28 protein-coding genes and 2 tRNA genes are annotated in these 25,031 nt (G+C 40.9%); 21 read left to right on the forward strand and 9 right to left on the reverse strand.

Annotation, left to right across the window (positions count from 1 at the left end; translation table 11 throughout):
* Position 1: 1 nt before the first annotated feature.
* From ATHSA_RS10145 to ATHSA_RS03780, 3 genes are all read right to left on the reverse strand, one after another.
* Positions 2-838 (reverse strand): ABC transporter permease, encoded by an 837-nt coding sequence (locus ATHSA_RS10145; protein ID WP_161847824.1) that lies wholly within the window; start codon positions 836-838, stop codon positions 2-4.
* A gap of 1 nt (position 839) precedes the next feature.
* Complete coding sequence (locus ATHSA_RS03775) at positions 840-1,823, reverse strand: ABC transporter permease (RefSeq protein ID WP_161847825.1); 984 nt, start codon at positions 1,821-1,823, stop codon at positions 840-842.
* A 253-nt stretch (positions 1,824-2,076) separates the two neighbouring features.
* Positions 2,077-2,583 carry a biotin transporter BioY gene (locus tag ATHSA_RS03780; RefSeq protein ID WP_232060128.1) on the reverse strand — a complete coding sequence of 169 codons (507 nt, stop codon included), beginning with the start codon at positions 2,581-2,583 and terminating at the stop codon, positions 2,077-2,079.
* Between the two features lie 187 nt (positions 2,584-2,770).
* Between ATHSA_RS03780 and ATHSA_RS03785 the strand changes: the two genes are divergently transcribed.
* From ATHSA_RS03785 to ATHSA_RS03805, 5 genes are read left to right on the forward strand one after another with little or no spacing between them, the layout of a single operon-like run.
* Positions 2,771-4,621, forward strand: a complete 1,851-nt coding sequence (locus tag ATHSA_RS03785) for an ABC-F family ATP-binding cassette domain-containing protein (RefSeq protein WP_161847827.1) — start codon at positions 2,771-2,773, stop codon at positions 4,619-4,621.
* Positions 4,621-6,117, forward strand: a complete 1,497-nt coding sequence (gene hutH / locus ATHSA_RS03790) for a histidine ammonia-lyase (RefSeq protein WP_161847828.1) — start codon at positions 4,621-4,623, stop codon at positions 6,115-6,117. The genes ATHSA_RS03785 and hutH overlap by 1 nt, the downstream gene beginning before the upstream one ends.
* Complete coding sequence (rnr, locus tag ATHSA_RS03795; RefSeq protein WP_161847829.1) at positions 6,114-8,276, forward strand: ribonuclease R; 2,163 nt, start codon at positions 6,114-6,116, stop codon at positions 8,274-8,276. Before hutH ends, rnr begins: the two co-directional genes overlap by 4 nt.
* Positions 8,215-8,469, forward strand: coding sequence for a metal-sensitive transcriptional regulator (locus tag ATHSA_RS03800; protein ID WP_197739224.1), 255 nt, complete (start codon positions 8,215-8,217; stop codon positions 8,467-8,469). Before rnr ends, ATHSA_RS03800 begins: the two co-directional genes overlap by 62 nt.
* 13 nt (positions 8,470-8,482) lie before the next feature.
* A complete protein-coding gene (locus tag ATHSA_RS03805; protein WP_161847831.1) occupies positions 8,483-9,736 on the forward strand; it encodes a S41 family peptidase in 1,254 nt (417 codons plus the stop codon).
* 109 nt (positions 9,737-9,845) lie between these two features.
* Here the strand turns inward: ATHSA_RS03805 and ATHSA_RS03810 are convergent, their stop codons facing one another.
* Positions 9,846-12,161, reverse strand: coding sequence for an Ig-like domain-containing protein (locus ATHSA_RS03810; RefSeq protein ID WP_161847832.1), 2,316 nt, complete (start codon positions 12,159-12,161; stop codon positions 9,846-9,848).
* Positions 12,162-12,291: 130 nt separating this feature from the next.
* Between ATHSA_RS03810 and ffh the strand changes: the two genes are divergently transcribed.
* From ffh to ATHSA_RS03885, 15 genes are read left to right on the forward strand one after another with little or no spacing between them, the layout of a single operon-like run.
* Positions 12,292-13,605, forward strand: a complete 1,314-nt coding sequence (gene ffh / locus ATHSA_RS03815) for a signal recognition particle protein (RefSeq protein WP_161847833.1) — start codon at positions 12,292-12,294, stop codon at positions 13,603-13,605.
* Positions 13,606-13,616: 11 nt separating this feature from the next.
* Positions 13,617-13,889 (forward strand): 30S ribosomal protein S16, encoded by a 273-nt coding sequence (rpsP, locus tag ATHSA_RS03820; RefSeq protein WP_161847834.1) that lies wholly within the window; start codon positions 13,617-13,619, stop codon positions 13,887-13,889.
* 2 nt (positions 13,890-13,891) lie between these two features.
* Complete coding sequence (locus ATHSA_RS03825; RefSeq protein ID WP_197739225.1) at positions 13,892-14,125, forward strand: KH domain-containing protein; 234 nt, start codon at positions 13,892-13,894, stop codon at positions 14,123-14,125.
* Positions 14,122-14,619: a ribosome maturation factor RimM gene (gene rimM, locus ATHSA_RS03830; protein ID WP_161847835.1), complete on the forward strand. Its 498-nt coding sequence runs from the start codon at positions 14,122-14,124 to the stop codon at positions 14,617-14,619. The genes ATHSA_RS03825 and rimM overlap by 4 nt, the downstream gene beginning before the upstream one ends.
* A 1-nt stretch (position 14,620) precedes the next feature.
* Positions 14,621-15,355, forward strand: coding sequence for a tRNA (guanosine(37)-N1)-methyltransferase TrmD (gene trmD / locus ATHSA_RS03835; protein ID WP_161847836.1), 735 nt, complete (start codon positions 14,621-14,623; stop codon positions 15,353-15,355).
* Complete coding sequence (locus tag ATHSA_RS03840; protein ID WP_161847837.1) at positions 15,349-15,915, forward strand: RNA methyltransferase; 567 nt, start codon at positions 15,349-15,351, stop codon at positions 15,913-15,915. Before trmD ends, ATHSA_RS03840 begins: the two co-directional genes overlap by 7 nt.
* A gap of 16 nt (positions 15,916-15,931) precedes the next feature.
* Positions 15,932-16,291 carry a 50S ribosomal protein L19 gene (gene rplS, locus ATHSA_RS03845; RefSeq protein ID WP_161847838.1) on the forward strand — a complete coding sequence of 120 codons (360 nt, stop codon included), beginning with the start codon at positions 15,932-15,934 and terminating at the stop codon, positions 16,289-16,291.
* Positions 16,292-16,301: 10 nt separating this feature from the next.
* Positions 16,302-17,195: a signal peptidase I gene (gene lepB / locus ATHSA_RS03850; protein ID WP_161847839.1), complete on the forward strand. Its 894-nt coding sequence runs from the start codon at positions 16,302-16,304 to the stop codon at positions 17,193-17,195.
* Positions 17,195-17,983: a ribosome biogenesis GTPase YlqF gene (ylqF, locus tag ATHSA_RS03855; protein WP_161847840.1), complete on the forward strand. Its 789-nt coding sequence runs from the start codon at positions 17,195-17,197 to the stop codon at positions 17,981-17,983. Before lepB ends, ylqF begins: the two co-directional genes overlap by 1 nt.
* Before the next feature lie 13 nt (positions 17,984-17,996).
* The gene (locus tag ATHSA_RS03860; protein WP_161847841.1) at positions 17,997-18,230 is read left to right on the forward strand and encodes an acyl carrier protein; all 234 of its coding nucleotides are present in this window, start codon (positions 17,997-17,999) and stop codon (positions 18,228-18,230) included.
* Positions 18,231-18,251: 21 nt separating this feature from the next.
* Positions 18,252-18,926, forward strand: a complete 675-nt coding sequence (gene minC, locus ATHSA_RS03865) for a septum site-determining protein MinC (RefSeq protein WP_161847842.1) — start codon at positions 18,252-18,254, stop codon at positions 18,924-18,926.
* A 49-nt stretch (positions 18,927-18,975) separates the two neighbouring features.
* Positions 18,976-19,944 carry a dehydroquinate synthase/iron-containing alcohol dehydrogenase family protein gene (locus ATHSA_RS03870; protein WP_232060129.1) on the forward strand — a complete coding sequence of 323 codons (969 nt, stop codon included), beginning with the start codon at positions 18,976-18,978 and terminating at the stop codon, positions 19,942-19,944.
* A 12-nt stretch (positions 19,945-19,956) separates the two neighbouring features.
* The gene (locus ATHSA_RS03875; RefSeq protein ID WP_161847844.1) at positions 19,957-20,661 is read left to right on the forward strand and encodes an SPOR domain-containing protein; all 705 of its coding nucleotides are present in this window, start codon (positions 19,957-19,959) and stop codon (positions 20,659-20,661) included.
* A gap of 10 nt (positions 20,662-20,671) precedes the next feature.
* The gene (locus ATHSA_RS03880; RefSeq protein ID WP_161847845.1) at positions 20,672-21,535 is read left to right on the forward strand and encodes a hypothetical protein; all 864 of its coding nucleotides are present in this window, start codon (positions 20,672-20,674) and stop codon (positions 21,533-21,535) included.
* Positions 21,536-21,538: 3 nt separating this feature from the next.
* The gene (locus ATHSA_RS03885) at positions 21,539-22,084 is read left to right on the forward strand and encodes a ComEA family DNA-binding protein (RefSeq protein WP_232060130.1); all 546 of its coding nucleotides are present in this window, start codon (positions 21,539-21,541) and stop codon (positions 22,082-22,084) included.
* Positions 22,085-22,112: 28 nt separating this feature from the next.
* Here the strand turns inward: ATHSA_RS03885 and ATHSA_RS03890 are convergent.
* Positions 22,113-22,201, reverse strand: a tRNA-Ser gene (locus ATHSA_RS03890).
* 91 nt (positions 22,202-22,292) lie between these two features.
* Positions 22,293-22,368 (reverse strand) — tRNA-Met (locus ATHSA_RS03895).
* A gap of 77 nt (positions 22,369-22,445) precedes the next feature.
* On the opposite strand from ATHSA_RS03895, the gene ATHSA_RS03900 reads away from it, so the two are divergent.
* A complete protein-coding gene (locus ATHSA_RS03900; RefSeq protein ID WP_161847847.1) occupies positions 22,446-22,619 on the forward strand; it encodes a hypothetical protein in 174 nt (57 codons plus the stop codon).
* Between the two features lie 89 nt (positions 22,620-22,708).
* Here ATHSA_RS03900 and ATHSA_RS03905 read toward each other — a convergent pair whose 3' ends face one another.
* The 3 genes from ATHSA_RS03905 to serS are packed head-to-tail and all read right to left on the reverse strand — an operon-like array spanning position 22,709 to position 25,028.
* Positions 22,709-23,083: a hypothetical protein gene (locus ATHSA_RS03905; RefSeq protein ID WP_161847848.1), complete on the reverse strand. Its 375-nt coding sequence runs from the start codon at positions 23,081-23,083 to the stop codon at positions 22,709-22,711.
* Positions 23,080-23,754, reverse strand: a complete 675-nt coding sequence (locus ATHSA_RS03910) for a 16S rRNA (uracil(1498)-N(3))-methyltransferase (protein WP_161847849.1) — start codon at positions 23,752-23,754, stop codon at positions 23,080-23,082. Before ATHSA_RS03910 ends, ATHSA_RS03905 begins: the two co-directional genes overlap by 4 nt.
* Positions 23,754-25,028 (reverse strand): serine--tRNA ligase, encoded by a 1,275-nt coding sequence (gene serS, locus ATHSA_RS03915; RefSeq protein ID WP_161847850.1) that lies wholly within the window; start codon positions 25,026-25,028, stop codon positions 23,754-23,756. The genes ATHSA_RS03910 and serS overlap by 1 nt, the downstream gene beginning before the upstream one ends.
* Positions 25,029-25,031: the final 3 nt, after the last annotated feature.

Raw genomic sequence — 25,031 nt, forward strand, 5'->3', positions numbered from 1 at the left:
CTTATCGCTTCCTCAACCTTGGATTCGTTAATTCGTCAACTGCGAAATTCATAAGGGCAAAGGACATTCCGAGTAAGGCTATGAGTAATCCGGGAACTGCCGCCCATTCCCACAGTCCAAAAAGCAGTGCCTGATTGTTTTGCGCCCAGTAAAGGATAGTTCCCCACGATATCGCGCTTGAATCGCCAAGGCCCAAGAATTCGAGTCCTGCCTCGCTTAAGACCGCGTAAACGGCCGCTCCAAAGAAATTGGCAACTACAAGACTTAACATATTTGGAAAGATATCCGAAAATATTACGTGTGCCGAACTTTCACCGGTCACAACAGATGCCTTGACGTAATCCCTGTTTTTCAAGGTTAAAACCTGGGACCTTAAGGTTCTCGCCCCCCAGGCCCATCCCGTCAATGATATGACAAAGATTATCGTCCATATACCCTTTACGACTATGAAGGCACTTATTATGATTATCAGCGGAAGACCGGGGATGACAAGGAAGATATTCGTGATAGTCATCAAAATATCATCGGTCAGCCCTCCAAGATACCCGGAAGATAAGCCTATTATGACGGAAACGACAGTCGCTATGCCTCCGGTTATGAGGCCAACTATCAAAGATAGCCTTGTACCCCATATAACCTGAGAGAGTATGTCCTGTCCGACGGCAGTCGTACCTAACCAGTGTTTCCAACTGGGACCTTGAAGAGGGGTAAATGCCATCGAATTTGGAGAATAAGGGGCTATCCATGGAGCAAAGATCGCGAGCACCACGAAGAAAAGAAAGATTATAACCCCTATTGCAGATTTCTTATTCCTGAAGAAAAGTTTTACGTAATTCACATCATTCACCACCCGATCTTGCTCTTGGATCAAGGAAGACGTAAACTATGTCTGCTATGAAATTGGCTACAAGCACCGCTATCGTTATGAAAAGGAAGATGGCCTGCATGAGAGGATAATCTATGTTTAAGACGGCCTGATAGAGCAGGTATCCAACTCCCGGGTATGAGAAAACTATCTCGGTTAAAAGCACACCGCTTATGACAAAACCTATTGCCATTGCAAAACCTGTAAAACTCGGCAATATGGCATTTCTGGCGGCGTAATTCATCTCTATCTCTCTCTCCGGCAAACCTTGCGCAAAGGCAAAGGTTATGTAATCGTCTGAGAGAACGCTTATCATGTTGTTTCTCATGGTCAGCATCCATCCTCCCATGGCCGTTATTATTATCGTTGCCGCTGGAAGTATGGCGTGATAAAGCACTGACCATACTAATGCCAGTCCAGAAAGGCCTGATGATGACGAATATGCGCCACCGAGCGGGAACCATCCAAAGACAAAGGCAAAGACATATTCAACTATCAAGGCAAACCAGAAATATGGCATAGAATTGAGAAAGAATGCTATTGGTACGGCAAAACTACTCGAGATGGAATTTCTCTTCCACGATACTCTTATTCCTAAAAGTGTTCCAAGTATAAATGCTATAACGGTTGAAATTCCGGCAAGTCCTAATGTCCAGGGAACTGCCTGCGCCAAAACCTGAGCAACCGTTGTTGGATAGAAACTCACGGATATTCCAAAATTACCCGTTACCATCCTTCCAAGGTAGTCCCAGTACTGGGCAAGCATACTTTCGTGGGTATTTATACCGAAGGCAATCTCTAAGGCACTTATTGCCTGAGGATTTAGTCTACCCTGAAACTTTGCTATCATAACCTCGGCCGGGTTCCCTGGCATCATTCGTGGAAGAATGAAATTTATAGTTACAGCCGCCCATAGAGTGATTAGAAAAAAGACAATTCTTTTCAAAATGTACTTCATCCAGCGCCTCCACACTTAAAATTAACCCGGCTATCCGCTGTTTTAATATATCATTTTACTTATCATGTTGCTAAATGTCAAATTTGACGATTAATGACAATTATAGATGATTTCCTTTAAAATACCCAATTTATTTCGTTATTGCTGCTAATAACTAATATTTTTGCTGTATATGTTTATATATCGTAAAATATCTATAAAAAATAAGTTTTTTTGATGAAGATATATATCGCATAACGATGCAATATCCAAATCAGGTTTTAGATCGGATCAATTGGATTTTTGATATCCTTTTTGCAAGTGGAAAGACCAAAGAGATCTTTATTGCGTCTATCCACACGAATGGTAAAAATCCAGTCTCGATAGAACTTCTAAGGCTATGAAGGTAAAGGTAAAGCACGCCGACACCGAAGATGTATATGATAAGGAGCGCAAGGGACAACATTAGAATTCTGAATATGCCATTTCTTTTCCATCCGAAGGATGCTATGGCGGCAGATGGAATGAAGCCTAAGATGTATCCTCCCACCGGACTCATGATCGCTCCGATTCCACCAGATCCGGCAAAGATTGGAAGGCCTATCATTCCAAGAATCGTATAACCGATCATTACCACAAAGGAATCGAGTGGAGAAAGAAAAAAAGCCATTAAAAATATCGCGAATACCTGAAGAGTTATCGGAACAGGTCCTATCGGAATCGAGACTGTCGAAAGTAAAGATACGATTGCAAGCCAGATTGCCATCCTTGATATCTTCATACATCGATTATACCAAACAAAAATCCAAAATGGTACGTAGCGTGTGGCGGGTGGCAAGCAAAAGAGATTAGGGAAAGGCATCCTGCCCTCCGTTTAAATTAAAGAACATTCGACTTTTAAGGTTATTTAAGTACATACACTGAAGCATTGACCATAAAGAAATGTTATAATTCTTGCGGAGGCAGAGATGATTCTTAAGATAGAAGATCTCGAAATGAGATTTGGTGACAATCTTTTATTTGAGAGGGTAAATCTTCAAATCAAAGAAGGAGAAAAGATCGTCCTGATAGGTCCAAATGGATCGGGAAAAACAACGTTTTTAAAGATATTAAACGGTGAAATAGATCAAAGCGGTGGAAAGATATTTTTTTACGGCCGCAGGATGGGAACTTTAAGCCAGTTTAGGATAGATAAAGACCGGACGCTCTACGAAGAAGGCCTTTCGGCCTTCGATAGGGCATTTTATTATTACGAGAAAGCCCTCGAAAATGCTATAAAAAGTGATATAGATGGGTACGAGTTGGCACTCTCTAATGCCGAATCGCTTGATGTTTATTCGGCCGAAAAAAGAGTCAGGGAGATGCTTAAAGGTATTGGATTTTCAGAAGGGGATTTTGACAGAAGGATCTCAACTTTGAGTGCCGGTGAGATAACCAAACTCGAGATTGCCAAATTGATGATAATGGATCCGGATCTGATGATTTTGGATGAGCCCGGCAATTATCTCGATGTTTACGGAATGGAATTTTTGAATGATACGATTCCAGAACTTAAGGGGGCCGTTATAATCGCCACTCACGACAGGAATATAATGGAAAGGGTTCCAGACAAAATATGGGAGATAGACTTTGGAACGATAAGATCTTACGATGGAAAGTACGGTGATTTTCTTTTACAAAAGGAGAATTTTCTCAAGACGATTGAGAACAAAACAAAGGTACTCGATAAAAAGATAAATGAAACTCAAAAGGCCATAAGACGTTACAGAGAATGGGGAAGAGACAAAGCGATCAAGCAGGCAAAATCAAAGGAAAAGTTCGTTGAAAAACTATTGGAAGAAAGAAAGGATTTCGAATTCGAAAAGCGTAAGACCTTTAAACAACTCAGATTTCAGACAAAGGGCGTAAGTGAGGATGTGATTTTGAAAGTTGATAATTTGGATGTATTTGCCGGAGAGAAATACATAGGCAATTTTTCCTTTGAAATTCACAATGGCCAAAAAGTTGCGCTTTTGGGAAAAAACGGAATAGGAAAGACTTCTTTGCTTAAGTCTTTGATGTCGAAAAAAGCGGCGCTTAGTTGGGGCCCGAATACGCGCGTTGCCTTTGTTGATACAGTTGGAGCAGACAGAAGTGAAAAGCAGATAATCGAAGATATATGGGAAGTTGTACCTTTGTGGAAGGATTTTGAAGTAAGAAAGTATCTTGGAAGATTTGGATTTGAAGGAGATGATGCCTTCAAAGAGATCTCATCTTTAAGCGGTGGTGAATTCGTAAGGTACCAATTGGCAAAGGCGTTGATAAATGATCCGAATTTTCTCATTTTGGATGAGCCTACAAACCATCTCGACCTTTACATGATCGAATCTTTGGAAGATACCCTTTCGAAATATGCCGGTGCGATCCTTTTCACGACCCACGATCTTAAATTTGCAGAACACATAGCAGATCTATATTTTATATTGGACGCACAAGGGCTGCACGGATTTGAAAATTATGAAATGACCGAAGATTTTCTCAGAAGTGCTTTCAACAATGTCAAAGTGATTTCGACTTCGAATGAGGATTTTGAGAAAAAAAGAAGGATTAAAAACAGGATAAAAAAGTTAGAGATCGAAATTGCAAATCGTGAGGAGAGATTGAACATTCTAAATGAAAGGATAAGAGATCTCGAATCTCAAATGTCGAATTGTAATGATCATTATAAACTCGTTGAAATTCTCAAAGATAAAGAGAAGGTTGAGAAAGAGGCAGAAGAGATCATAAAACAGATGTACGAATTTGAGGAAGAAAAAAGAGTTCTTGAGGAGGAATCATAATGAATTACGTTATAGAAGACAGAATAACTTTAGAGGATGTCGTTAAAGTTGCCAAAGGTGAAAAGGTTGAAATATCTCAAAAGGCGGTCGAGAGGATCAACAATTCGAGGAGAAAGGTTGAAAAACTTTTGTCTTCGGACAAAGCCATGTACGGTATAAATACCGGGTTTGGAGCCCTTGCAACTGTGAAGATATCGAAAGAGGAGATAGACGATCTTCAATCAAATTTAGTTCGCAGTCATTCCGTTGGTGTTGGCCCAATCTTAGACGAAGAGAGTACAAGGGCGATGATGCTTTTGAGAGCCTTCTCTCTTTCTCGCGGATATTCGGGTGTAAAAATTGAAACTGTAAATCAGATAATTGAGTTTTTGAACAGGGGTGTTACTCCGGTTGTTCCCTCTCAAGGTTCGGTAGGATCGAGCGGTGATCTTGCGCCTCTTGCCCACGTTGCACTTGCGATGATGGGAGAAGGAGATGTGATATACCACGGAAAGGTAATGGATGCCTCGAAAGTCCTTGAAATTGAAGGGTTAAAGCCTTTGAAATATTCCGCAAAAGAAGGCCTCGCGCTTACCAATGGAACGCAGGCGATGACGGCCATTCTCGCCCTCGTCCTCTACGATTCAAAGGTGCTTTTTGAAAATTCACTCATAACTGCCTCTATCTCAATAGATGCGCTCAAGGGATCGACAACGCCATTCGATCCTCGGATACACGAATTAAGGCCTTACGAAGGTCAAAGATACGTCGCATCGCGCATAATGGAATACCTTGCAGGGAGCGAGATAAGGGCATCACACATAAATTGCTCAAAAGTTCAGGATGCCTATTCTCTTAGGGCAATTCCTCAGGTGCTTGGCGCTGTGAAGGACACACTCGATTACGTCGAGAGACAACTCGATATTGAAATGAATGCGGTTACGGATAATCCACTCGTTTTTGAAGATGAAGTTTTGAGTGGAGGAAATTTTCACGGAGAGCCGATGGCCTTTGCCGCCGATTTTCTCGGTATAGCCTTGAGTGAACTTGGAAATATAACTGAAAGGCGGATAGATAGACTCGTTAATCCGCTTGTTTCTGGTCTTCCTCCATTTTTGGCCGATGGAAAGGCCGGACTTAATTCTGGATTGATGATGTGGCAGTACACGGCGGCATCTTTGGTCAGTGAGAACAAGGTCCTTTCGCATCCTGCATCCGTGGATTCTATTCCGACATCTGCATATCAGGAAGATCATGTTTCCATGGGCACTATCGCTGCCGTTAAAAGCAGAAAAATATTCGAAAATGTTTCGAAAATAATAGCGATAGAGGCCATGATCGCATCAAAAGGTGTAAGGTATCATCTTCCGCTTCGTACCGGAAAAAAGATAGAACCATTGGTAGACCTTATAAATTCAAAGGTTAAATATTCACAAAGAGATCATTACATGGGAAAGGAATTCGAGGAAATTTTGATAATGGTAAAAAACGAAAATATGAGAGGAATGATCGAATGACCCGTGAAGAACTTGTCAAGTATTTTAATTCGAAATCTTACGCTCCTTCGACGATAACGGCTATTGCCCAAAAGACAAATTCGAAGGTCGAGGAATTGAAAGATTTGCTTGAAGATCTTGAGGAAGAAGGATTTATTTACAGGACAAGAAGCGGCAAATGGCACAAAGTAAAGGAAAATGAGATGGTAGGAATTATAAAATTCACGAGATCCGGCAAAAGAGCCTTTGTCACATCTTCTTCCGGTAGAGAAGCATCTGTGGAAATAGCCAATACAATGTGGGCTTTGAATGGAGATAAAGTACTCGTCGAAATAACGAAAAATGGAGAGGACATTCCTTCTGGAAAGGTTGTCAAGATCCTTGAAAGATCGCTAAATAAAATAGTCGGTGTTTACAAATCCCAGTGGACAAATTTTGGATATCTAATACCCGATGATCCGAGAATAATATACGAGTTTAGAGTTTATTTTAAAGATTCAATAGATGTTAAAGATGGAGACAAAATTGTAGCAAAGATAACGAGATATCCAGATTCCAGTGCTGAAGGTACTGTCGAGATAGTTGAAAAAATAGGAAGGGCAGATCTTCCACAATCGGATCTTCCAAGCGTTATAGAAAAGTATAACCTACCAAAGCCCGAAGAATTTCCGAAATCCGTCATCAAGGCCATTAAAAAACTTCCAGACGATGTCGGGGAAAAGGACATTCAAGGTAGAAAGGATTTCAGGGGCAAACATGTCTTTACGATAGATGGAGAGGACGCGAAAGACTTTGACGACGCCGTCTCGATAGAAAAACTTCCAAATGGGAATTACCTGCTCGGTGTTCACATTGCCGACGTTTCGAATTACGTCAAGGAAGGCGATCCAGTGGATATCGAGGCTTTCAAAAGAGGAACAAGCGTTTATCTTATAGATACCGTTATACCGATGTTACCCTTCAAATTGTCCAACGATCTTTGCAGTCTTGTTGAGGGAAAGGACAGACTCACGGTTTCTGCGGAGATGGAGATAGACGAATACGGCCGTATACTTAAAAAGCAATTTTCGAAAAGTGTTATAAGGTCTGTAAAAAGACTTACATACACGAAGGTTACAAAGTTACTCGAAGATCCGGATCAAGAGATAGAAAATGAAATTGGCTTTATAAGAAAAGATCTTGAAATGATGAGGGATCTTGCCCATACCATAAAGACAAGCAGGCTTGGAAGGGGATCTATAGAATTCGCATCAGACGAAGTTAAGGTTATCTTAGATGAGAATGGATACGTCAAGGATATAGTCTTAAGAAAACAAAATGTTGCCGAGATGATGATAGAAGAGTTCATGATAAGTGCAAATGAATCTGTTGCCGAACTTTTTGACAGGATCGGTTTTCCATTCATCTACAGAATCCACGGAAAGCCAGATGTTGAGACTATAGCCGAACTTTCGGAATATCTTAGAGCGATAGGCATAAAGTTCAAGATCACCGAAAATATACAGCCAATAATGCTTCAAAGAATTTTGGAGCAGATAAAAGGTCATCCTCTTGAAATGGTGATCCAGCGCCTTCTTGTCAGATCGATGAAAAAGGCCGTTTATTCTGAAACAAATGTCGGCCATTTTGGCCTTGCATCTTTGAATTACACGCACTTCACAAGTCCCATAAGGAGGTATCCAGACCTTATGGTTCACAGGCTCTTGAAGATATACATTGAAAAGGGTAAGTTCTCCAACGAAGAGGTAGAAAGATATTCGAAGATCTTGCCATCGATAGCGAAACATTCTTCAGAAAGAGAAATCATAGCGGACCAGGCCGAGAGGGATCTTGTGTCTATGAAAAAGATAGAATATGCCCAGAATCATATCGGAGAGGTCTTCGATGTAGTTGTGACCGGCGTTACAGACTTTGGCCTTTTCGTTGAAATACCTGACAAAGCCATAAGTGGCCTCATTCATATCTCTACCCTTAACGATTATTACATTCATGATGAGAAGTTCAATACACTCACCGGCACTCATGGAAAGATCTTCAAAATAGGTGACAAATTGAGGGCGAAGATAACTTCGGCAGACAAGATAAAGGGAATGATCGATTTTGTGCTGGAGGATGAAAATGGAAAAGACAGAGAAGGAAAAAACGATCAAAAGGTTAAGAAGAATAGAAGGGCAGGTTAGAGGCATTCAGACAATGATAGAGAATGACAGGGAATGTCCCGACATTCTCATAGAGATATCCGCAATAAAATCTGCCTTAGATGCTGTTAGCAAGATCATAGCCCAGAATTATACCTATGAATGTGTAAAGGTGAGTCCGGACAACGAAGAGAAATTGGAATCGCTTTTGAAAGCGATTTTCAAATACCATTGAAAGGAGACTTTAAATGAGAAGATACCAAAAGATAATTGTGGCCATATTTTTAATATCGGCCTTGATCGGAATTGCATGGGCAACTGAAAATATAGCGCAGTCGAATTCTGACACGGTTGGAGAGGTTTTGAAACTCATAAAGATGTATTATTACAACGGATCTTCTGTGGATTTTGAAAAACTTCAGGATGCGGCGATAAATGCCATAATCTCAAATCTTGGAAGTCATTTCACCTACTACTTTTCACCGAGCGAGGCAAGCGAGTTTAACATCCAGACCTCATCCCAGTACGGTGGAATAGGCACCGAGGTAACTTACAATGCAACAAGGAATGCAATCGAGGTAATAAGTCCTATGTACGGATCACCCGCCGAAAGGGCTGGAATAAAGAGCGGCGACCTTATAATGTCGATAGACGGTACAAGTGTAAAATCTCTCGGATATGTGAATGCCGTTAACGCGTTGAGAGGCACCCCGGGATCGACTGTTACGATCGTTCTCTACAGACCCTCTGACAATGCGACGATGACTTTGAAAATAACGAGGGCAAAGATAGAGTTAAAAACTGTCAAATACACAACATTTGAGGCCTCTTCCGTCAAAATAGGTTACATTAGAATAACGAATTTCAGTGAGACTACTGCCAGTGATTTCAATAAGGCCTTTGCATCTCTTTTAAACGATCACATTCAGGCTTTGATCTTAGATCTCAGAGACAATCCGGGTGGATTATTCACGGCAGCCCTCGATGTCGCAAGTCAATTCTTGCCAAAGGGCAAGTTGATAATCACCATGAGGGACAAAAACGGAGACGAGTATCCATTCTTCTCCTACGGAGGACTTGATCCCAAAATACCCGTTGTCGTACTCGTGAATAACGGATCGGCTTCCTCTTCCGAAATAGTATCGGCCGCTTTAAGGGACAATCATGTTGGGGTTTTGGTTGGAGAAAGAACCTTCGGTAAGGCTGCCGTCCAGACTGAATTCAAACTCAGCAATGGCGGCTTATTGCTCTTGGTTACAGATCATTACTTCACACCGAATGGTCAGGATATAAACCTTAAAGGGATAGAGCCTGACTACGTTGTCTCGGCTGGCGCCACGCCAACTCAAAACGAAAGTTACAAGGCCTTAATTCAAAGCGTTGTTATGTCCACACAAAGCATGGCCCAGATAGACTTCTCCGATCCTCAGGTTCAGAAGGCAATTGAAATTCTCTTTGGAGAGGTAAAAGAAGGAATAACTTTTCCGAAAGATTTGAAATAAATCAAATTTCAAATCTCTACGTCAGGTGGTTTTGGCATGTGGCATGCCATTCGCTACGTGCCAAATCGCCTGTTAGATTCGGTAAAAATGGTTCATATTGTCAAGTTCATTATTTTACGGTTATAATTGAAGTTCTCTTTGTCATATTCCCCGCGTTATCGTAGGCCATAACGTATATCGTATATGTTGCAGAACCTGTCGGTTGCCAGTCAAATTCAAAGGCATTTGATTTGAAGTTTTTTACGACAATGGGTATCAGATTTGGATATGGTTGTGGATCTATCGAAGAGTAGATCTGCAACTCGAGGTAATTAATTCCGCTTATCAAATCAGTCGCACGCGCACTTATGTGAATCGTCGAGTTTGTAGACGCCGTTGACGGTGCTGAGATCTCGAGATTCGGTGGCGTTGTGTCTTTGAAGACGTTGAAATAAGCGCTTGAATACCCTTTCTTTCCGTAAGCATTGACGGCCTCAACCATCAAAGTGTGCGACCCTTGAACCTGTGGAGTCCAGCGTAATATGTACGGAGGCGCACTTACCGATCCTATTTCATTTCCATCGACATAGAAATTAACGTAATTTATCGCCGCGCTTGATTGGATTACGGTGGATCCAAGAGTTATCTGGCCTCCAAGGTATATCGAGACCGGAGTTGCAAATGCTTGAATCTCCGGCAAAGTTCCTGGATAGACGTAAAAATAGAAGTTAGACGTTGAGGATCTGCCGAGGATGTCTTGTGCGTAGACTTTGAAAAGATGTGTGCCAGTTGCCGAGGCGATCCAGTTGATCGTGTAAAGGCCAGTCGCGCTTTTGGATGGGGTAAGAGGGATATTGTCTATCCACATCTCGACATTCGCGATTTTGCTTTGAGAGAGGACGCTCGCACCGAAGGTCACAAAATCTGATTGCTCGACCAGAGAAGAGATATAGGGATATATTATCGGACCATAATTGTTTATGTAATTGGGTAAAACATTCAAATTCACTATCGTGGAAGATATCGTGTTGTTTGAATCAACGCTTTCTATCCTTATCGGTATTACTCCGGCCTTGTCTGGAGTCCAAGATATCGCATACATGTTGTTATTTCCACTTGAGACACTTCCTATGCTTGATGAATTAAGAATATTATAGAAATTGACGAACTGTATAGATGCCCCGGGGGCCGTTGCGTATGTCTTGACGGTTAAGATCTTTGGGATTCCGGTAGTTGCGTATGGGGTAAATGTCGCAGAAAGATAGGGTGGATATGATTTTGGATTGTATGAAACGTTGAAGTTAAATGATGTGGATTGCATTTCAAAATTGTCATTTGCGACGATAGTTACTGTGTGAAATCCATCGGATGGATTAAATCTGTAAGTTAGAGTATCTGTGGAATAGGCCGTGTATACAAGACCACCGTCTATGTAAAGTCTTATTGTTTTCATTGGTGGATAGTAATTGTAAACGACGGCAGTTATGGTCGCACTTTGACCATGCTGGATATTTGAAGGCGTTATTCCTGCCTCAATTACCATGTTGTTGGTCTGGGGTGTTACGGCTATATGGTAGGTCTTCTCGTTAAACCACCCAAGAGAATCTTTCAAAATCACGTTGACTGTGTGGTATCCGGCGACAACAGTCCATGTTGCAACGTAGGTCGTTGAAGATGATGAAGATGGTGCAACGTTGAGTGGGAGATCGTCAACGGTTATGTAAGGCGTAAAGCCAATGGGGTCGTATCCGGAAACTTTAAAGGTCACGTAAGAATTCGAGATCGAAGGATATTGAGGTGTCCATGAAACATTTTTTATCTGTGGATAGGGATAGTTTGATGCCGTAAAATAGATAGAAGTTGAAGAAGTTGTGCCTATTTTGTCGGAGACATTTATCGAGATCGTATGGTTGCCCGGGGTAATTGTGGAGGTCGAAAGAAAGGTCGATGGCGAGATCGCTATCACAGGCAATGGGTGTGAATCGAGACTTACTTCCTCTGAAGAAAGGCCTATTTGTGAGGTTGACGAGAAGGTAAAGGACATGATCTGACCACCTTGAGGATTTGATGGCGAGATGGAAATGTTGTATATCTTCGGAGGATATGGCAGGGAGACATCTATGATCTTTGAATTTGAAGAAGAGTGATTGTAAGAATCCGTAACAGTTGCGACTATTGTGTGCACTCCGCTTACGGCCGTCCATGTGGCGATAAAGGTATCATTCGTACCCGTAATCTGAAGAGTTTGGCCATCAATGGAAAGTGCACATGTGAGGTTAGAATACAGATCGTTGGATTGCACCGTTATCTTTACAGTTTGTCCGGCCACAAAATTGGAAGGACTAAATGATATCGAAGGCATCTCAGGACCTGAAAAATTCATGCATCCTGCAAGTAATATGGAAAGTGTTACAAGTATTATTGAAAATAAAAATATTCGTTTCATCGGATCACCTCAAAATATTATTCAACTTTTTGGACCGCTCTTCCTTTGCCCATGTCATTCACAAATTGTTTCATTTTTCTTAATTGACTTAAAAGTGCCTTATAGAGTATACTTACCGAGAGGTGGGTAAATGTTTGAAAGTTTACAGAGCAAGTTATCGGAAGCATTTAAGATTTTAAGGGGAAAGGGAAAGATAACAGAGAAAAATATTCAAGATGCCGTCAAACAGGTTAAGATGTCACTGCTGGAGGCCGATGTTAATTACAAGGTCGTAAAGGAACTGACCGACAGGATCTCCCAGCGTGCAATAGGAGAAAAGGTCATTCAAAATATCTCTCCGGATCAGCAGTTTATAAAGATAGTCAACGACGAACTGCTTAAACTCTTTGGAGAGACGGCTTCTTTGGATCTGCACTCAAGGCCTGCAGTTATCCTGATCGTCGGCCTTCAGGGAAGCGGAAAGACAACTTCGGCTGCCAAACTTGCTTTGTGGCTTAAAAAGAAAAATGGAAGGAATCCATTGCTTGTCGCAGATGATGTTCATAGGCCTGCCGCGATAGATCAACTCGAGGCTCTCGGCAAAAGTGTCGACATACCGGTCTTTTACGGAGACAGAAAAGATCCTTACAAGATCGCTCGGGAATCCCTTGATTTCGCTGTGAAAAAAGGTTGTGACGTTGTGATCGTCGATACTGCAGGAAGGCTTCAAATAGACGAAGAGATGATGAAAGAGGCCGAAGAAATAGCGAAAGTAGTAAAACCCGATGAAGTGTTGATGGTGCTCGACTCTATGGCCGGTCAAGATGTAGTTAACGCGGCAGTCGAATTCGATAAAAGGCTTTCGGTGACAGGCTTTATAATAACAAAACTCGATGGAGATGCAAGAGGAGGAATTGCGCTATCCACAAAGTACGTAACAGGCAAGCCAATAAAATTCTCGAGCACCGGAGAAAAGTTAGATCAATTCGATCTTTTTTATCCAGACAGGATCGTCTCGAGGATTCTTGGCATGGGAGACATAGTTTCTCTCGTTGAAAAAGTTCAGCAAGGTCTCGATAAGAAAAAGATGGAAGAAATGGAAAAGAGACTTAAAAAGGCCCAGTTCACTTTTGATGACTTTTTAGATCAAATCCACCAGATAAAAAAGATGGGATCTCTTTCTTCCATTTTGGAAATGATTCCGGGTGCTCAGAATGTCAAAGACCTTAAGATCGACGATGAACAGGTAAAGCATGTCGAGGCCATAATAAATTCAATGACAAAGAAGGAAAGATCCAATCCCGAGATAATAAATTTTTCAAGAAAAGAAAGAATTGCGAAGGGAAGCGGAAGACCTCTTTCCGAAGTGAACAAACTCATGAAAAACTATGAAGACATGAAAAAAATGCTTAAAAAATTCAATAAGATCGATAAATTAGGGAAGTTCCCTTTTCAGATGAAATAAGGAGGTGCAAAATGGTTAAGATCAAACTTACCAGAATGGGAAAAAGAGGTCAACCTTTTTACAGAATCATCGTCGTTGAATCTTCAAAGTCAAGGGATGGTGCTTACATAGAGTCTCTTGGTTATTACAATCCGATGAAAGAGCCATTTGAGGTCAAAATAGACGATGAAAGGACTCTTTACTGGCTCGAGCACGGAGCCCAGCCAACGGAGACCGTTAGATCTCTGCTTTCTAAAAATGGAATAATGAAATCTTACCATGAAAAACGCTTTGTAAAGGGATAATCGTGGACGTAAAAGAATCTCTTGAATTCATGATAAAATCCGTTTGCAAAGAGCCAGAATTTGTAAGAATCAAAGAAAGTTTTGAGGATGGAAAGACCATTTACGAGATCTTTGTGTCAGACGAGGACATAGGACAGATAATAGGCAAAGATGGAAGAACTATAAAATCGATAGAGTTAATCCTTAGATCTTTGAAAAATGGCGAGGGGGATTTTGAATTAAAGGTGATCAGATGAATCTTGTCGCGATAGGAAAGGTTTTTTCAGTTTTCGGCCTGAATGGAAAGGTTAAGTTCTATCCCTACATAGAAGATCGTGATATGAAGAATTTCTTAAACCATGATGTGTGGATAGGACGTAACTCCAAAAAAGTTTCAAAAATAAGGATAAACTCTCTTGCTAAAATGAGCAATCACCAGATAATAGGATTTGATGGATTCGATTCCGTGGATAAGGTCAAAAACCTTGCAGGTCAAATGATATACGTCGATGAATCAGACCTGCCCGTTTTAAGAGAGAATGAATATTATTTTTACCAACTTATCGAATCCACAGTCTATTACGAGGATGGGAGCGAGGCCGGAATCGTAACTGATGTTATAAGGACAGGATCTAACGATGTTCTCGTGATTGGAAATGAAGAGATTTTGGTTCCGGTTATAAAAGATTACATCTTGGAGATGGATCTTAAAAATCACAGAATAACGGTTAGAAAGATGGAGTGGTTCTGATTTGAAGATCGAAGTTGTAACGACCATTCCTGAACTTTTTGATTCCTTCGTGAAATTTGGAGTCGTCGGGAGGGCCATAAGTTCAAAAAGGATAGAATTCACCGTTATAAATTTGAGAGACTATACTCACGACAGACATAAGACCACGGACGATTACACTTATGGTACTGGAATCGGAATGGTGATGAAGGTTGAGCCGGTCTTTGAGATGTTCGATGAATATGTCAAAAATTACGGAAGGCCGTGGATTGTCTATCCTTCTCCACAGGGAGAGATCTTCGATCAGCAAAAAGCGATAGAACTTTCGTCTAAATCCGATGTGATGTTTTTGTGCGGAAGATACGAGGGAATAGATGAGAGGATCATGTCGATCGTTGACGAGGAAATATCTATAGGAGATTTCGTTGTAAGCGGTGGTGAAAGTGTAACGATGGTCTTCATAGAGGCAATCGCAAGGATGATTCCGGGCGTTGTTGGAAAACACGCTTCTGTCAAGGATGACTCATTTTTTGCGGGCCTTCTGGATCACTCCAATTACACGAGGCCGCCATCTTACAGGGGAATGGAAGTTCCCGAGATATTGAGATGCGGAGATCACGCAAAAATAGGAAAATATCTTCTTAAAGATGCGATAATTAGGACTGCAAAAAAGAGGCCGGATCTTTTTTTGAAAAGAGATTTCACCCTTGAGGAAAAGGCGGCCATAGTGGAATTGCTCAGGGAGAAGACATGTTAGACAAAATATACGTTGGAGTTTTGCATTACCCTTCCATTGGCAAGGATGGAAGAATAGTAACGACCGCAGTCGTGAATATGGATGTTCACGATATAGCGAGAACTTGCAGAACCTATCTTGTCAAGAAGTATTACATAGTCAACAACCTTCCCGTCCAGAAACAAATAGTTTTAAGGGTTTTGAATTTTTGGGGAAGTGATTTCGGAAAAAATTACAATTCTTCAAGGTTTGAGGCTTTAAAACTTGTCAAGATGGTCTCTTACTACGAAGATTTGATAGAAGACATTACCAGAGTAGAAGGATGTGAACCTGTAAAGATTTTCACGTCTGCAAAGAAAAGAGACAATATGGTCTCTTACGCGACCTTAAGAAACATGATCGTTAGAGATGAAAGACCTTTTTTGTTTCTTTTCGGAACTGGACAGGGAATGCCGAAGGAAATTCTTGAGACGTGTGATATATCTTTAGAGCCAATAAGGGCTTTTTCGGATTACAATCATCTTTCTGTAAGATCGGCTGTTGCCATAACTTTGGATAGAGCGATAGGAGAATTGATCTAAAAGGAGGTCATTTAAAATGGATCAACTTATAAGGGCCATAGAACTGCCCGATAAAAAGGAGTTACCAAAGATATCCATAGGGGATGTGGTAAAGGTTACGACTTCAGTTGTGGAAGGAGGAAAGGAAAGGGGCCAGGTTTTTGAAGGGACAGTTATAGCGATGTCTGGATCCTCTGGCGGAAGAACATTTACAGTCAGAAAGATCTCACATAACGCCATAGGAGTGGAGAGAATTTTCCCCTTCAATTCTCCGTCTATAAAGGATATTACGATCGTCAGACACAACAAAGTAAGAAGGGCGAAACTCTATTACATAAGGGCCTTGAAAGGCAAAAAAGCGAGAATGAAGGAAAAACGCCAGATGCCTTCAAATTAAGGTGTTTGAAGTGGCGAACAAAACGGCCAAAAAATCTGGTGATCTATCCAAAAGAGTAAAACATGAGACGTGGGAATGGATAAAAGCCATCGTTATAGCGATACTTATAGTCATACCCGTAAAACTCTTTGTTCTCGATACGATGATCGTTCCCACGGGTTCTATGATACCTACGATAATGCCCGGAGATAGGATCTTCGTGGATCAGATATCGTGGAAATACAAGGATCTTAAAATAGGAGACATAATAGTCTTCTGGACGCCATTTGTCGATAAATCTTCTTTGGCAATGCTTGGACCTTTTGACAGGTTTATGGACGCTTTAAGTCCTGTCCATTACGCGGGCCATGTGAAATACGTAAAAAGGCTCATAGCGGTAGGAGGGGACACCGTTCAACTTGTTCCAATAGCTAATAAATATTTTAAAACAATAAATCAACCTGTTATATTTGGAGCCCAACCAATAAAGCAAGAAGTTGAATCTAATAAGATAGTTTATTTTTACCAAGCTTATGAAGTTGAAATAAACGGCAAGATACCCGATGGACTTAAAAAAATTGAATATATTAGTGCTGGGATTTTCAACGATCCGAATTTTTACAAAGAAATGGCTTATCCTAATAAATATATAAATCCAAACTATAATTTCTTTGTATACTACAACCAAGACATGGATTATACGACGTATTACAACTCTGTTGTCTCGAAGTGGGGAAATTATGTTACCGAAGATGCTTCGGGCAATATAGTCATTCACGTACCTAAAGGATATTTTTTTGCCATGGGTGATAACACGACAGATTCTTTTGACAGCAGGTACTGGGGCTTTGTGCCGATGTCAAATATGATAGGCACGCCATTTTTGAGAATATGGCCTCTTAACAGGTTTGGAGTGATGAAATAATGGAAGTATGGTACCCATCTCATATAGAAAAAGCCAAAAGGGCCATAAAATCCCTTATAAAACTCGTAAGCGGTATAATAGAGATCGTTGACGCAAGGGCTCCAATGGCGACAAGGCCTCTCGATATAGAGCCGTATTTCAAAGACAAAAAGCGTCTCATCTTTCTTAACAAGGCGGATCTTGCCGAAGAAGATGTCACGAAAAGATGGGTTGAGAAGTTCTCAAGGGAATGCCAGACTCTTTCAGGATCGATAAAGGAGATGCCCAACATTCAGGAGATCTTCATGCCATTTAGATCTGATCATGAGGTGAACATATTGATCGTCGGTATGCCAAATGTTGGCAAATCCACCCTTGTTAACATGGTCAAAAAAAAGCGTGCCGCCGCGATCGGAGATAAACCCGGCGTTACAAGATCTGTTCAATGGATAAGAATAGACGATAAGATGAAATTGCTTGACACTCCCGGCATTACCTATCCAAAGATCTCGAATGAGATACTTTACGCTAAATTGGGTTTGTGCAACGTCATAGACATCGAGCAGGTTGATTTTGAGGCACTTGTGTATTACGAATTAGATTTGCTCTCGAAGATAAAGCCGGAACTGATAGAAAAGATAGGAGAGGGAGATTCAATAGTTAAGAGAATAGAAAGTTACGGAATGCAAAGAGGATTTATTCTTAAAGGTGGCGTTTTGGATATAAATAGAACGCTTTTGACATTGCATAGGGAAATAACGCACGAAAAATTTGGTAAAATAAGTTATGAATTTCCAGAGGATTTTTGAAAGGAGAAAAAATATGGACACATTTGAAAAGGTCAAACAACTTATCTCCGACAAATTGGGAGTCGAAGGTGATAAAATAACAGAAAAGTCCTCTTTTGTCGATGATCTTGGAGCGGATTCTTTGGATCTCGTCGATCTTGTCATGGCGTTGGAAGATGAATTTGGCATAAAGGTTGATGATGATAAACTTGAAAAGTTCGTCACGGTTGGAGATGTTGTTCAATATATCAACAGCGTCAGGAAGTGATTTTCTTAAAGAGGTGGGGTAATGGGAAATGTCGATTTGAGAATGACAAAAAGGGGAGTTGTGCTTTACATAGAAGAGTACGATGACTTGGACGATCTCTTTGTTCAGATAACCAACAAATTTTCCCAGTTAAATGGTTTCTTCGCCGAAGATGATAAGATATCTGTCATGTTGAAGGATAAGGAAAAACATTCGAAGGATATAACGGAGATAATTTCTTTCATTGAAAAGATGGGATTCAAAGTGGGCGAAATTCTCGTCGGTGAAATGAGTCAGAATGTAAAGCAAAAAACTCTCTCGGTAAAGGAAAAATTGAGTCTTGTAGATGAAGAAGATAAGTCACGTATGAATCCAACGAAGGTTATAAAAAAGACCGTGAGATCTGGTCAGGCCATAGTGCACGATGGGGATGTAATGCTCATAGGAAATCTTAACGATGGCGGAGAGATAATAGCCGGTGGAAATGTCGTCGTTATAGGAGAGGCCAGAGGCGTTATAAGGGCCGGATCGAGGGGAAATGAAGAGGCTATAATATATGCCGTCATTATGTCACCGGAATTAATTCAGATAGCCAATTACGTCATCCATTTAAATGAGCCGGTTGTAAATGCCATTGGCTATGTGAGAAACGGTAAGGTCCTTGTCGAAAGGTTTGATACGGTCAAATTTGGTCAGGTGATGAATCATCGGGAATGAAAAATTGTTAGTGTCCGATTTTTTGCCAGTTAGAAATGATCAAAACAAGATGTCTGTTTATCTTCTCCAAAAAAAGGCTGATTTCCAAGAATTCATCGAAACGCTTTATCGTGGTAGAGAGTTCATTTACATAGTTGATTCGAAGATAAGGCTTTTTCACACGGATTTCGTCAGTTCTGCTGAAAGTACGCCGATCTTCGCCGGAGAAAGGGCAAAATCCGTCATAGGAATGATGGACGTTCAAAATCTCATAATAAATTCTGAAATGAACGATCCGGTCGTTGTGGCGATTGGCGGTGGAAGTGTCCTTGATACGTGTGGTTTTGCCCTTGCAACGTACAAAAAACGTCTGGATACCGTCTTTGTTCCAACAACGCTTAGCGCTCAACTTGAAAGTTTTTTCAAAAATGAAGTTTATCTTAATTTCGATAGAGTAAAGGATGCCATGAAGGTGCGGTTCCAGCCAGATGTGCTTGTCAACATCGTTGAATTCACGAAAACGCAACTTGTCGAAGAAAAAAAACTCTCAATGATCCATGCTATATCCTTTGGACTTTCTCATTCGAAAAAATTTTTTGACATGGTCGAGAAGATACTCAATTCAGAATTGATCGGAAATTATGAAGTTATATCTCACATGATCTTTGAAAGTCTAAGGTTGAAGATAAACACGGGTCAGGTAAATGTTGGAGAGGAGAGCGCCCGTGCTTTTATGACGGCCTCTCAATTGAACATTCCGTACCTTGTTGCACTTTACTACGGTGTTATGATCGAATCTTTTGTCTCTTACAAACTTGGATTTATCTCCGAAGAAGAGATGAACAAGATTTATTCTGTTTTGAAAATGTCTTCAAATGCCCATTTCGATTTTTCTTCTGCCATAGATCAGATCTCATCTTACGATGAGCCTTTGAAGATGAAATTGCCCGTAAGAATAGGTAAAACCATGGATTATCAAATTTTTCCGGGCTTTTTGGCAGAAATGATTTATTCGGCCCATTCAAAAGGGTTGATATAAAGGGAGGTTAAAATGGATAAGCAGAATATGTACTCTGTGGTAAGAGTGGTTCTACTTGTCGTGTTTATAGTCGTTGCACTTGGAGCCCTTATATGGGTTGCATCGTTGAGTGGAAAGATAAGCAGCATAGATCGCAAAGCTTCAAGCGCCCAAACAGCCGTCGCTTCTTTGACAACTCGCATAGCAAGTTTAACTGCGAGTATAGCAAAATTAAAAAGTGTGAGTACGACGAGACTTTCGTCAAGTGTGTCAGTCAATCTTCCAACATTGCAGTCAACTTACATAAGCCTTCAATCTATAACCTATCCTTTGCTGTTGGCAAATGCTCCGGAATCCTTAAGTTCGAACATTTCACTGACAACGATAACATCTACGAATCTTGACACTCTAAAGCCTTTGCTCTCATCGACCAATACTTATGAAATAACGCAGATGAACAATCTCTATTATTTTGCGTACCCGGGAAGCGGGGTTACATATTCAATACAGGTATTGTCCTCCCCTTATCCGGACAGGGTGCTTGCTCTGGTTAAGTCTTTAAGGAGCGCGGGAGTGCCGGCCTTTAAGATAGACTATTCTTCTCAATCTGGACTATTTATAGGAGTTTTTCCAGATTACAATTCTGCCTCTGCTTATGCCAATGCAATCTCAACTCCTAACGTGACATCGATAGTTGGATCCGGAGCCTCTTCGTGGCTCATAAGAACGATACCGTAGAGGTGCTCGAATGGATAAAGAAAACTTTGATCTCAGATTTATTCTCTTGATAATTTCGATAGTAATAGGCCTTGTAGCGATCATCTGGGCAGGGGTATTGACTTCCAAAATTTCGAACTTCGATCAAAAGATCGCTCAAACCCAGACGAGTGTGGCATCGATGACATCTTACGTGGCAAGCACAACGGCATCTTTAAACGATCAGATTGCAAAGATCGAAAAGATCGTCGCAACCCAGTCATCGACAATTGCATCGTTGACCTCGTATGTCAAAAATATGTATGCCGATCTTTCTGCAAAGATTTTATCCGAGGATCAAAAGATATCGACAACCCAATCAAACCTTTCGGCACTTTCAAATCAGGTTGGGAGTTTGATCTCAAACCTTCAAAGTTTAACGGCACAGCCTCAAACCTCTTCGACCCAGCAGACCGTTGTTGCATCTTCTACGAATCCTTTGATGTCTCTTATTTTGGGATCGGCACCATCGCTGAATCCGTCAGTTAACCTTCTTACTACAACGGCAACGAGTTTAAGCGGTGTGAGTGCGATCCTTTCGGGAGTCACCACTTACGAAATAACTAAAAGTGATGGGATTTATTACATTGCCTATCCGGGGAAGGGTACAACGTACTCGATACAGATCCTTTCTTCTCCTTATCCCGATAGGGTTCTTGCCCTTGTCAATGCGCTGAGAAATATTGGAATACCCGCCTTTAAAATAGATTATTCAAATCTTTCAGCCCTTTTCATAGGAGTCTTTACCGGCTATAACTCGGCTTTAAGTTATGCAAATTCGATAAGCGCAAATCCGGCCGTAACTTCCATAGTACAGTCAACGGTTTCGTCTTGGCTAATAAGGCAGATACCTTGATGAATGAGTACGCGTACAAGGATTGTAATTGGGAGCATAATTCTAATTTTTGCAATAGGCATTTTCATATCGGCGATCACGCCTTTGAGGGAAGGAATTAAGAAATCTGATAAGGCAATGACATCACATGCGACGTCTGTTTTTCCTGTGAATATAAATACGGCAGATGAAAAAACTCTTGAAATGTTGCCAGGCATAGGTCCTTCAAAGGCAAGATCGATCGTCGATTACAGGAAAAAGATAGGATCCTTTCAAAATCTTGAAGACCTTTTAAAAGTACCGGGTATAGGTCCCTCAACACTCGATAAATTTTCTGGATTGATTACCGGAATTTCTACCGCCACTTCTAAAGGCAATCAAAAGATAAATATAAACAGTGCAACGGCTAAAGAAATAGAAAACCTTCCTTCGATAGGTCAAATTAAGGCCCGTGAAATAGTCTCCTACAGAGAAGTTCACGGGCCCTTTCGTAATTTGGAAGATCTAAAAAAAGTAAGCGGAATAGGAACAAAAACAATCCAAAAGATAAAAGATTTAATAGAATTTTAAAAACACCCCATCTTTGGATGGGGTAAATTGGCGGAGAGAGTGGGATTTGAACCCACGGAGCCTATTAAGCTCATACGCTCTCCAGGCGTACGCCTTTGACCACTCGGCCATCTCTCCTCACAATTAAATCCCTGGCAACCAGGGATTTAATTTGACAAAATAGTTAAAGAGTGTTATAATTTTGAAAACGTTACTTTTATTTTAACTTTGGTGGGCTCAGGTGGATTCGAACCATCGACCGCCCGGTTATGGGCCGGGAGCTCTACCAGCTGAGCTATGAGCCCAACAGCGTTAATTATTATAAAACATTTGATTCAAATTGTCAATAGGAATATCAAAAATGTGAGGGGTGAAACATGTTATGCAAGACAATCGTGTTGATCCCGTGAAAATATTGATAGTCAAATATCCGAGGCTCCTTATAATAAAAGCCGCATTCTCGATCTTTAGCCAGCACAAAAAAATAGACCTTTTCGCACTTGAAGACAGCATAAAAAAAGAATTTGAAAGGGAAAATCAAAAGAGAGCCTTTTAGGCTCTCTTTTTATACCGATTTAAAAGCCGCACAATGCCACATGATACGTGTTGTGCCGGAACGAATTGAAATTTGAACTTTGTTTGGAATTAAAAATTCTTCCTCTTTGGAGGAAGGTTAAATGTGGCAGTTTTATCGTCATCTTTGACGAGTTTGAGATATCTGTTTGCGGCATCTTTGGCGAGTCTTTCGATTATCGCCGGAAGATCGCTTTCTCTGATAAGGTAATCGAATCGGGGATCTTTTTTCAAATTTTCTGAGATTTCGTATTTCGTCTCGCCATCGACATCGAGTTTAACGTCTGATGGCGTGTACTTTGCGAAGTCCTCATTTATCCTCGAAAGCAGGTCAATGACCGTTTTTGAGAATACATCCATCACTTCTGAAGGCTTTTTTGTTTCATTCAACCTTTCTCTGTAATTTTTGGATATCTCCTTTTCTATATGTGTGTAACTGTACATCATCGTAACACCCCCTTGAGTACTGTTATAGACGATAAAGCGAAGATCACCGCCGTCTCAACCCTTAAAATTCTTTCGCTTAACTTTATTTTTTCAAAACCGATCGATTCAAATCTCTCTTTTTCCCTTTGTGTAAATCCACCTTCGGGTCCAAAGATCAAAACATATTCAGAAGAATCATCGATTTCCCTTATCGATTTTTTCGAGTCCGGATCGAATAGGATCTTTACAGCACTTTGTGGAATTTTAAAATCCTTAATATCGACTATCTCTGGCATGTACAGATTTCCACTTTGCTTTAGCGCGTCGCGCATTACAAATTCGATCTTCTTTATCTTTGACTCCGTTTCCTTTCTCGTGGTTCTATCCATATTCGATAAGACAAGCGTAGAAATTTCTAATTCAGTCGCTTTTTCGACTAAAAAACGCATTCTTTCCCATTTTATCGGAGAAATTATGATATGAATTTTCAGTCCCTTTCTTTCTTGGACCTTGACAACATCATCAACTTTCGATCGGTAATTGGAAAGAATGCCTCTGAAAAGGCGACCTTTACCATCGGTAAAGAATATCTCAGATCCATCTTTTATTCTCATGACCTTCATGTGATTTATCTCATGATCGTCAAATTCGGCGATACCGTTTTCTATCCTTGCGAAGAAAAATTCAGACACTATATTTCAGTCTTTCCTCCCATGTAATCTCTTAAAACTTCCGGTACCCTTATCTTTCCATCTTTAGTCTGGTAATTTTCGAAGATCGCAACCAATGTTCTTCCAACGGCAAGGCCCGAACCGTTGAGCGTGTGGGCAAATTCAAGTGTACCGTCATTTCTCTTTATCCTCACATTCGCGCGGCGCGCCTGAAAATCTGTAACATTGCTGCAGGAAGATATCTCTTTGTAATTGTTGTAAGATGGAAGCCATACCTCTATGTCGTACGTCCTCGCCGAGACAAACCCTATATCTCCGGTGCAAAGTTCTATGACCCTGTAGGGAAGTTCAAGGTATTGGAGTACTTCTTCCGCATCGTGAGTTAGACTTTCGAGTTCTTTATAGGAATCTTCAGGCTTTGTGTACTTTACAAGTTCGACTTTGTCAAATTGATGTTGCCTTATCATTCCGCGCACGTCTTTTCCGTAACTTCCAGCCTCCCTTCTGTAGCAGGGCGTGTATGAAACGTATTTGAGAGGCAGATCCTTCTCATCTATTATCTCGTCTTGGTGCATGGCCGAGAGAGGCACTTCGGCAGTCGGAATAAGAAAAAGGTCATCTAAGGTTGTTGAATAAGATTCTTCTTCGAATTTTGGTAATTTACCGGTGTTGATCATCGTTTGCCTGAGGACAAGGTGTGGAGGAAGAATCTCTGTGTATCCATGCTTTTTTGTGTGCAAATCTATCATGAAGGAGATAAGAGCCCTCTCCATCATGGCGGCGTCTCCTTTCAAAATCGTGAATCTCGATCCTGAAATCTTGGCAGCCCTTTCAAAATCGAGAAGGCCCCTCTTTGAGCCGAGATCCCAGTGAGGCTGTGGATTAAAGTCGAACTTTGTGGGATCTCCCCATCTTCTTATCTCCACGTTATCATTTTCATCTTTTCCAAACGGGACTTTTTCATAGGGTATATTGGGCAAGAATAACAACGCTTGATTTAACTGGGATTGGAGTTTTGAAAGTTCATCTTCGTCATTCTTTATTTTTTCGGACAAAACCTTGCCGCGATCTAAAATTCTATTCACTCCTTCTTCGTCTTTGGCAGCCTTCAACTTTGCGATTTCTTTTGAAATGGAGTTTCTTTCTGCCCTCATCGAGTTCAGATCCGTTATCATCTTCCTTATTTTTTCGTCCAGTCTTAGAATTTCATCTATATCTTTTTCGGGGACTCCTCTTCTTCCAAGAAGCGTCTTTACCTTTTGCGGGTCTTCTCGGATAACTTTTATATCGAGCATAAA

It is taken from the genome of Athalassotoga saccharophila, assembly GCF_009936215.1.
GTDB lineage: Bacteria > Thermotogota > Thermotogae > Mesoaciditogales > Mesoaciditogaceae > Athalassotoga > Athalassotoga saccharophila.

Excerpts from the sequence above, each read along its gene's own strand:
- ATHSA_RS03775 (WP_161847825.1), bottom strand. The coding sequence starts at position 1,823 with ATGAAGTACATTTTGAAAAGAATTGTCTTTTTTCTAATCACTCTATGG.
- ATHSA_RS03780 (WP_232060128.1), bottom strand. The coding sequence starts at position 2,583 with ATGAAGATATCAAGGATGGCAATCTGGCTTGCAATCGTATCTTTACTT.
- ATHSA_RS03785 (WP_161847827.1), top strand. The coding sequence starts at position 2,771 with ATGATTCTTAAGATAGAAGATCTCGAAATGAGATTTGGTGACAATCTT.
- hutH (WP_161847828.1), top strand. The coding sequence starts at position 4,621 with ATGAATTACGTTATAGAAGACAGAATAACTTTAGAGGATGTCGTTAAA.
- rnr (WP_161847829.1), top strand. The coding sequence starts at position 6,114 with ATGACCCGTGAAGAACTTGTCAAGTATTTTAATTCGAAATCTTACGCT.
- ATHSA_RS03800 (WP_197739224.1), top strand. The coding sequence starts at position 8,215 with ATGGAAAAGACAGAGAAGGAAAAAACGATCAAAAGGTTAAGAAGAATA.
- ATHSA_RS03805 (WP_161847831.1), top strand. The coding sequence starts at position 8,483 with ATGAGAAGATACCAAAAGATAATTGTGGCCATATTTTTAATATCGGCC.
- ATHSA_RS03810 (WP_161847832.1), bottom strand. The coding sequence starts at position 12,161 with ATGAAACGAATATTTTTATTTTCAATAATACTTGTAACACTTTCCATA.
- ffh (WP_161847833.1), top strand. The coding sequence starts at position 12,292 with ATGTTTGAAAGTTTACAGAGCAAGTTATCGGAAGCATTTAAGATTTTA.
- rpsP (WP_161847834.1), top strand. The coding sequence starts at position 13,617 with ATGGTTAAGATCAAACTTACCAGAATGGGAAAAAGAGGTCAACCTTTT.
- rimM (WP_161847835.1), top strand. The coding sequence starts at position 14,122 with ATGAATCTTGTCGCGATAGGAAAGGTTTTTTCAGTTTTCGGCCTGAAT.
- ATHSA_RS03840 (WP_161847837.1), top strand. The coding sequence starts at position 15,349 with ATGTTAGACAAAATATACGTTGGAGTTTTGCATTACCCTTCCATTGGC.
- rplS (WP_161847838.1), top strand. The coding sequence starts at position 15,932 with ATGGATCAACTTATAAGGGCCATAGAACTGCCCGATAAAAAGGAGTTA.
- ylqF (WP_161847840.1), top strand. The coding sequence starts at position 17,195 with ATGGAAGTATGGTACCCATCTCATATAGAAAAAGCCAAAAGGGCCATA.
- ATHSA_RS03860 (WP_161847841.1), top strand. The coding sequence starts at position 17,997 with ATGGACACATTTGAAAAGGTCAAACAACTTATCTCCGACAAATTGGGA.
- minC (WP_161847842.1), top strand. The coding sequence starts at position 18,252 with ATGGGAAATGTCGATTTGAGAATGACAAAAAGGGGAGTTGTGCTTTAC.
- ATHSA_RS03870 (WP_232060129.1), top strand. The coding sequence starts at position 18,976 with ATGTCTGTTTATCTTCTCCAAAAAAAGGCTGATTTCCAAGAATTCATC.
- ATHSA_RS03875 (WP_161847844.1), top strand. The coding sequence starts at position 19,957 with ATGGATAAGCAGAATATGTACTCTGTGGTAAGAGTGGTTCTACTTGTC.
- ATHSA_RS03880 (WP_161847845.1), top strand. The coding sequence starts at position 20,672 with ATGGATAAAGAAAACTTTGATCTCAGATTTATTCTCTTGATAATTTCG.
- ATHSA_RS03885 (WP_232060130.1), top strand. The coding sequence starts at position 21,539 with ATGAGTACGCGTACAAGGATTGTAATTGGGAGCATAATTCTAATTTTT.
- ATHSA_RS03900 (WP_161847847.1), top strand. The coding sequence starts at position 22,446 with ATGCAAGACAATCGTGTTGATCCCGTGAAAATATTGATAGTCAAATAT.
- ATHSA_RS03905 (WP_161847848.1), bottom strand. The coding sequence starts at position 23,083 with ATGATGTACAGTTACACACATATAGAAAAGGAGATATCCAAAAATTAC.
- serS (WP_161847850.1), bottom strand. The coding sequence starts at position 25,028 with ATGCTCGATATAAAAGTTATCCGAGAAGACCCGCAAAAGGTAAAGACG.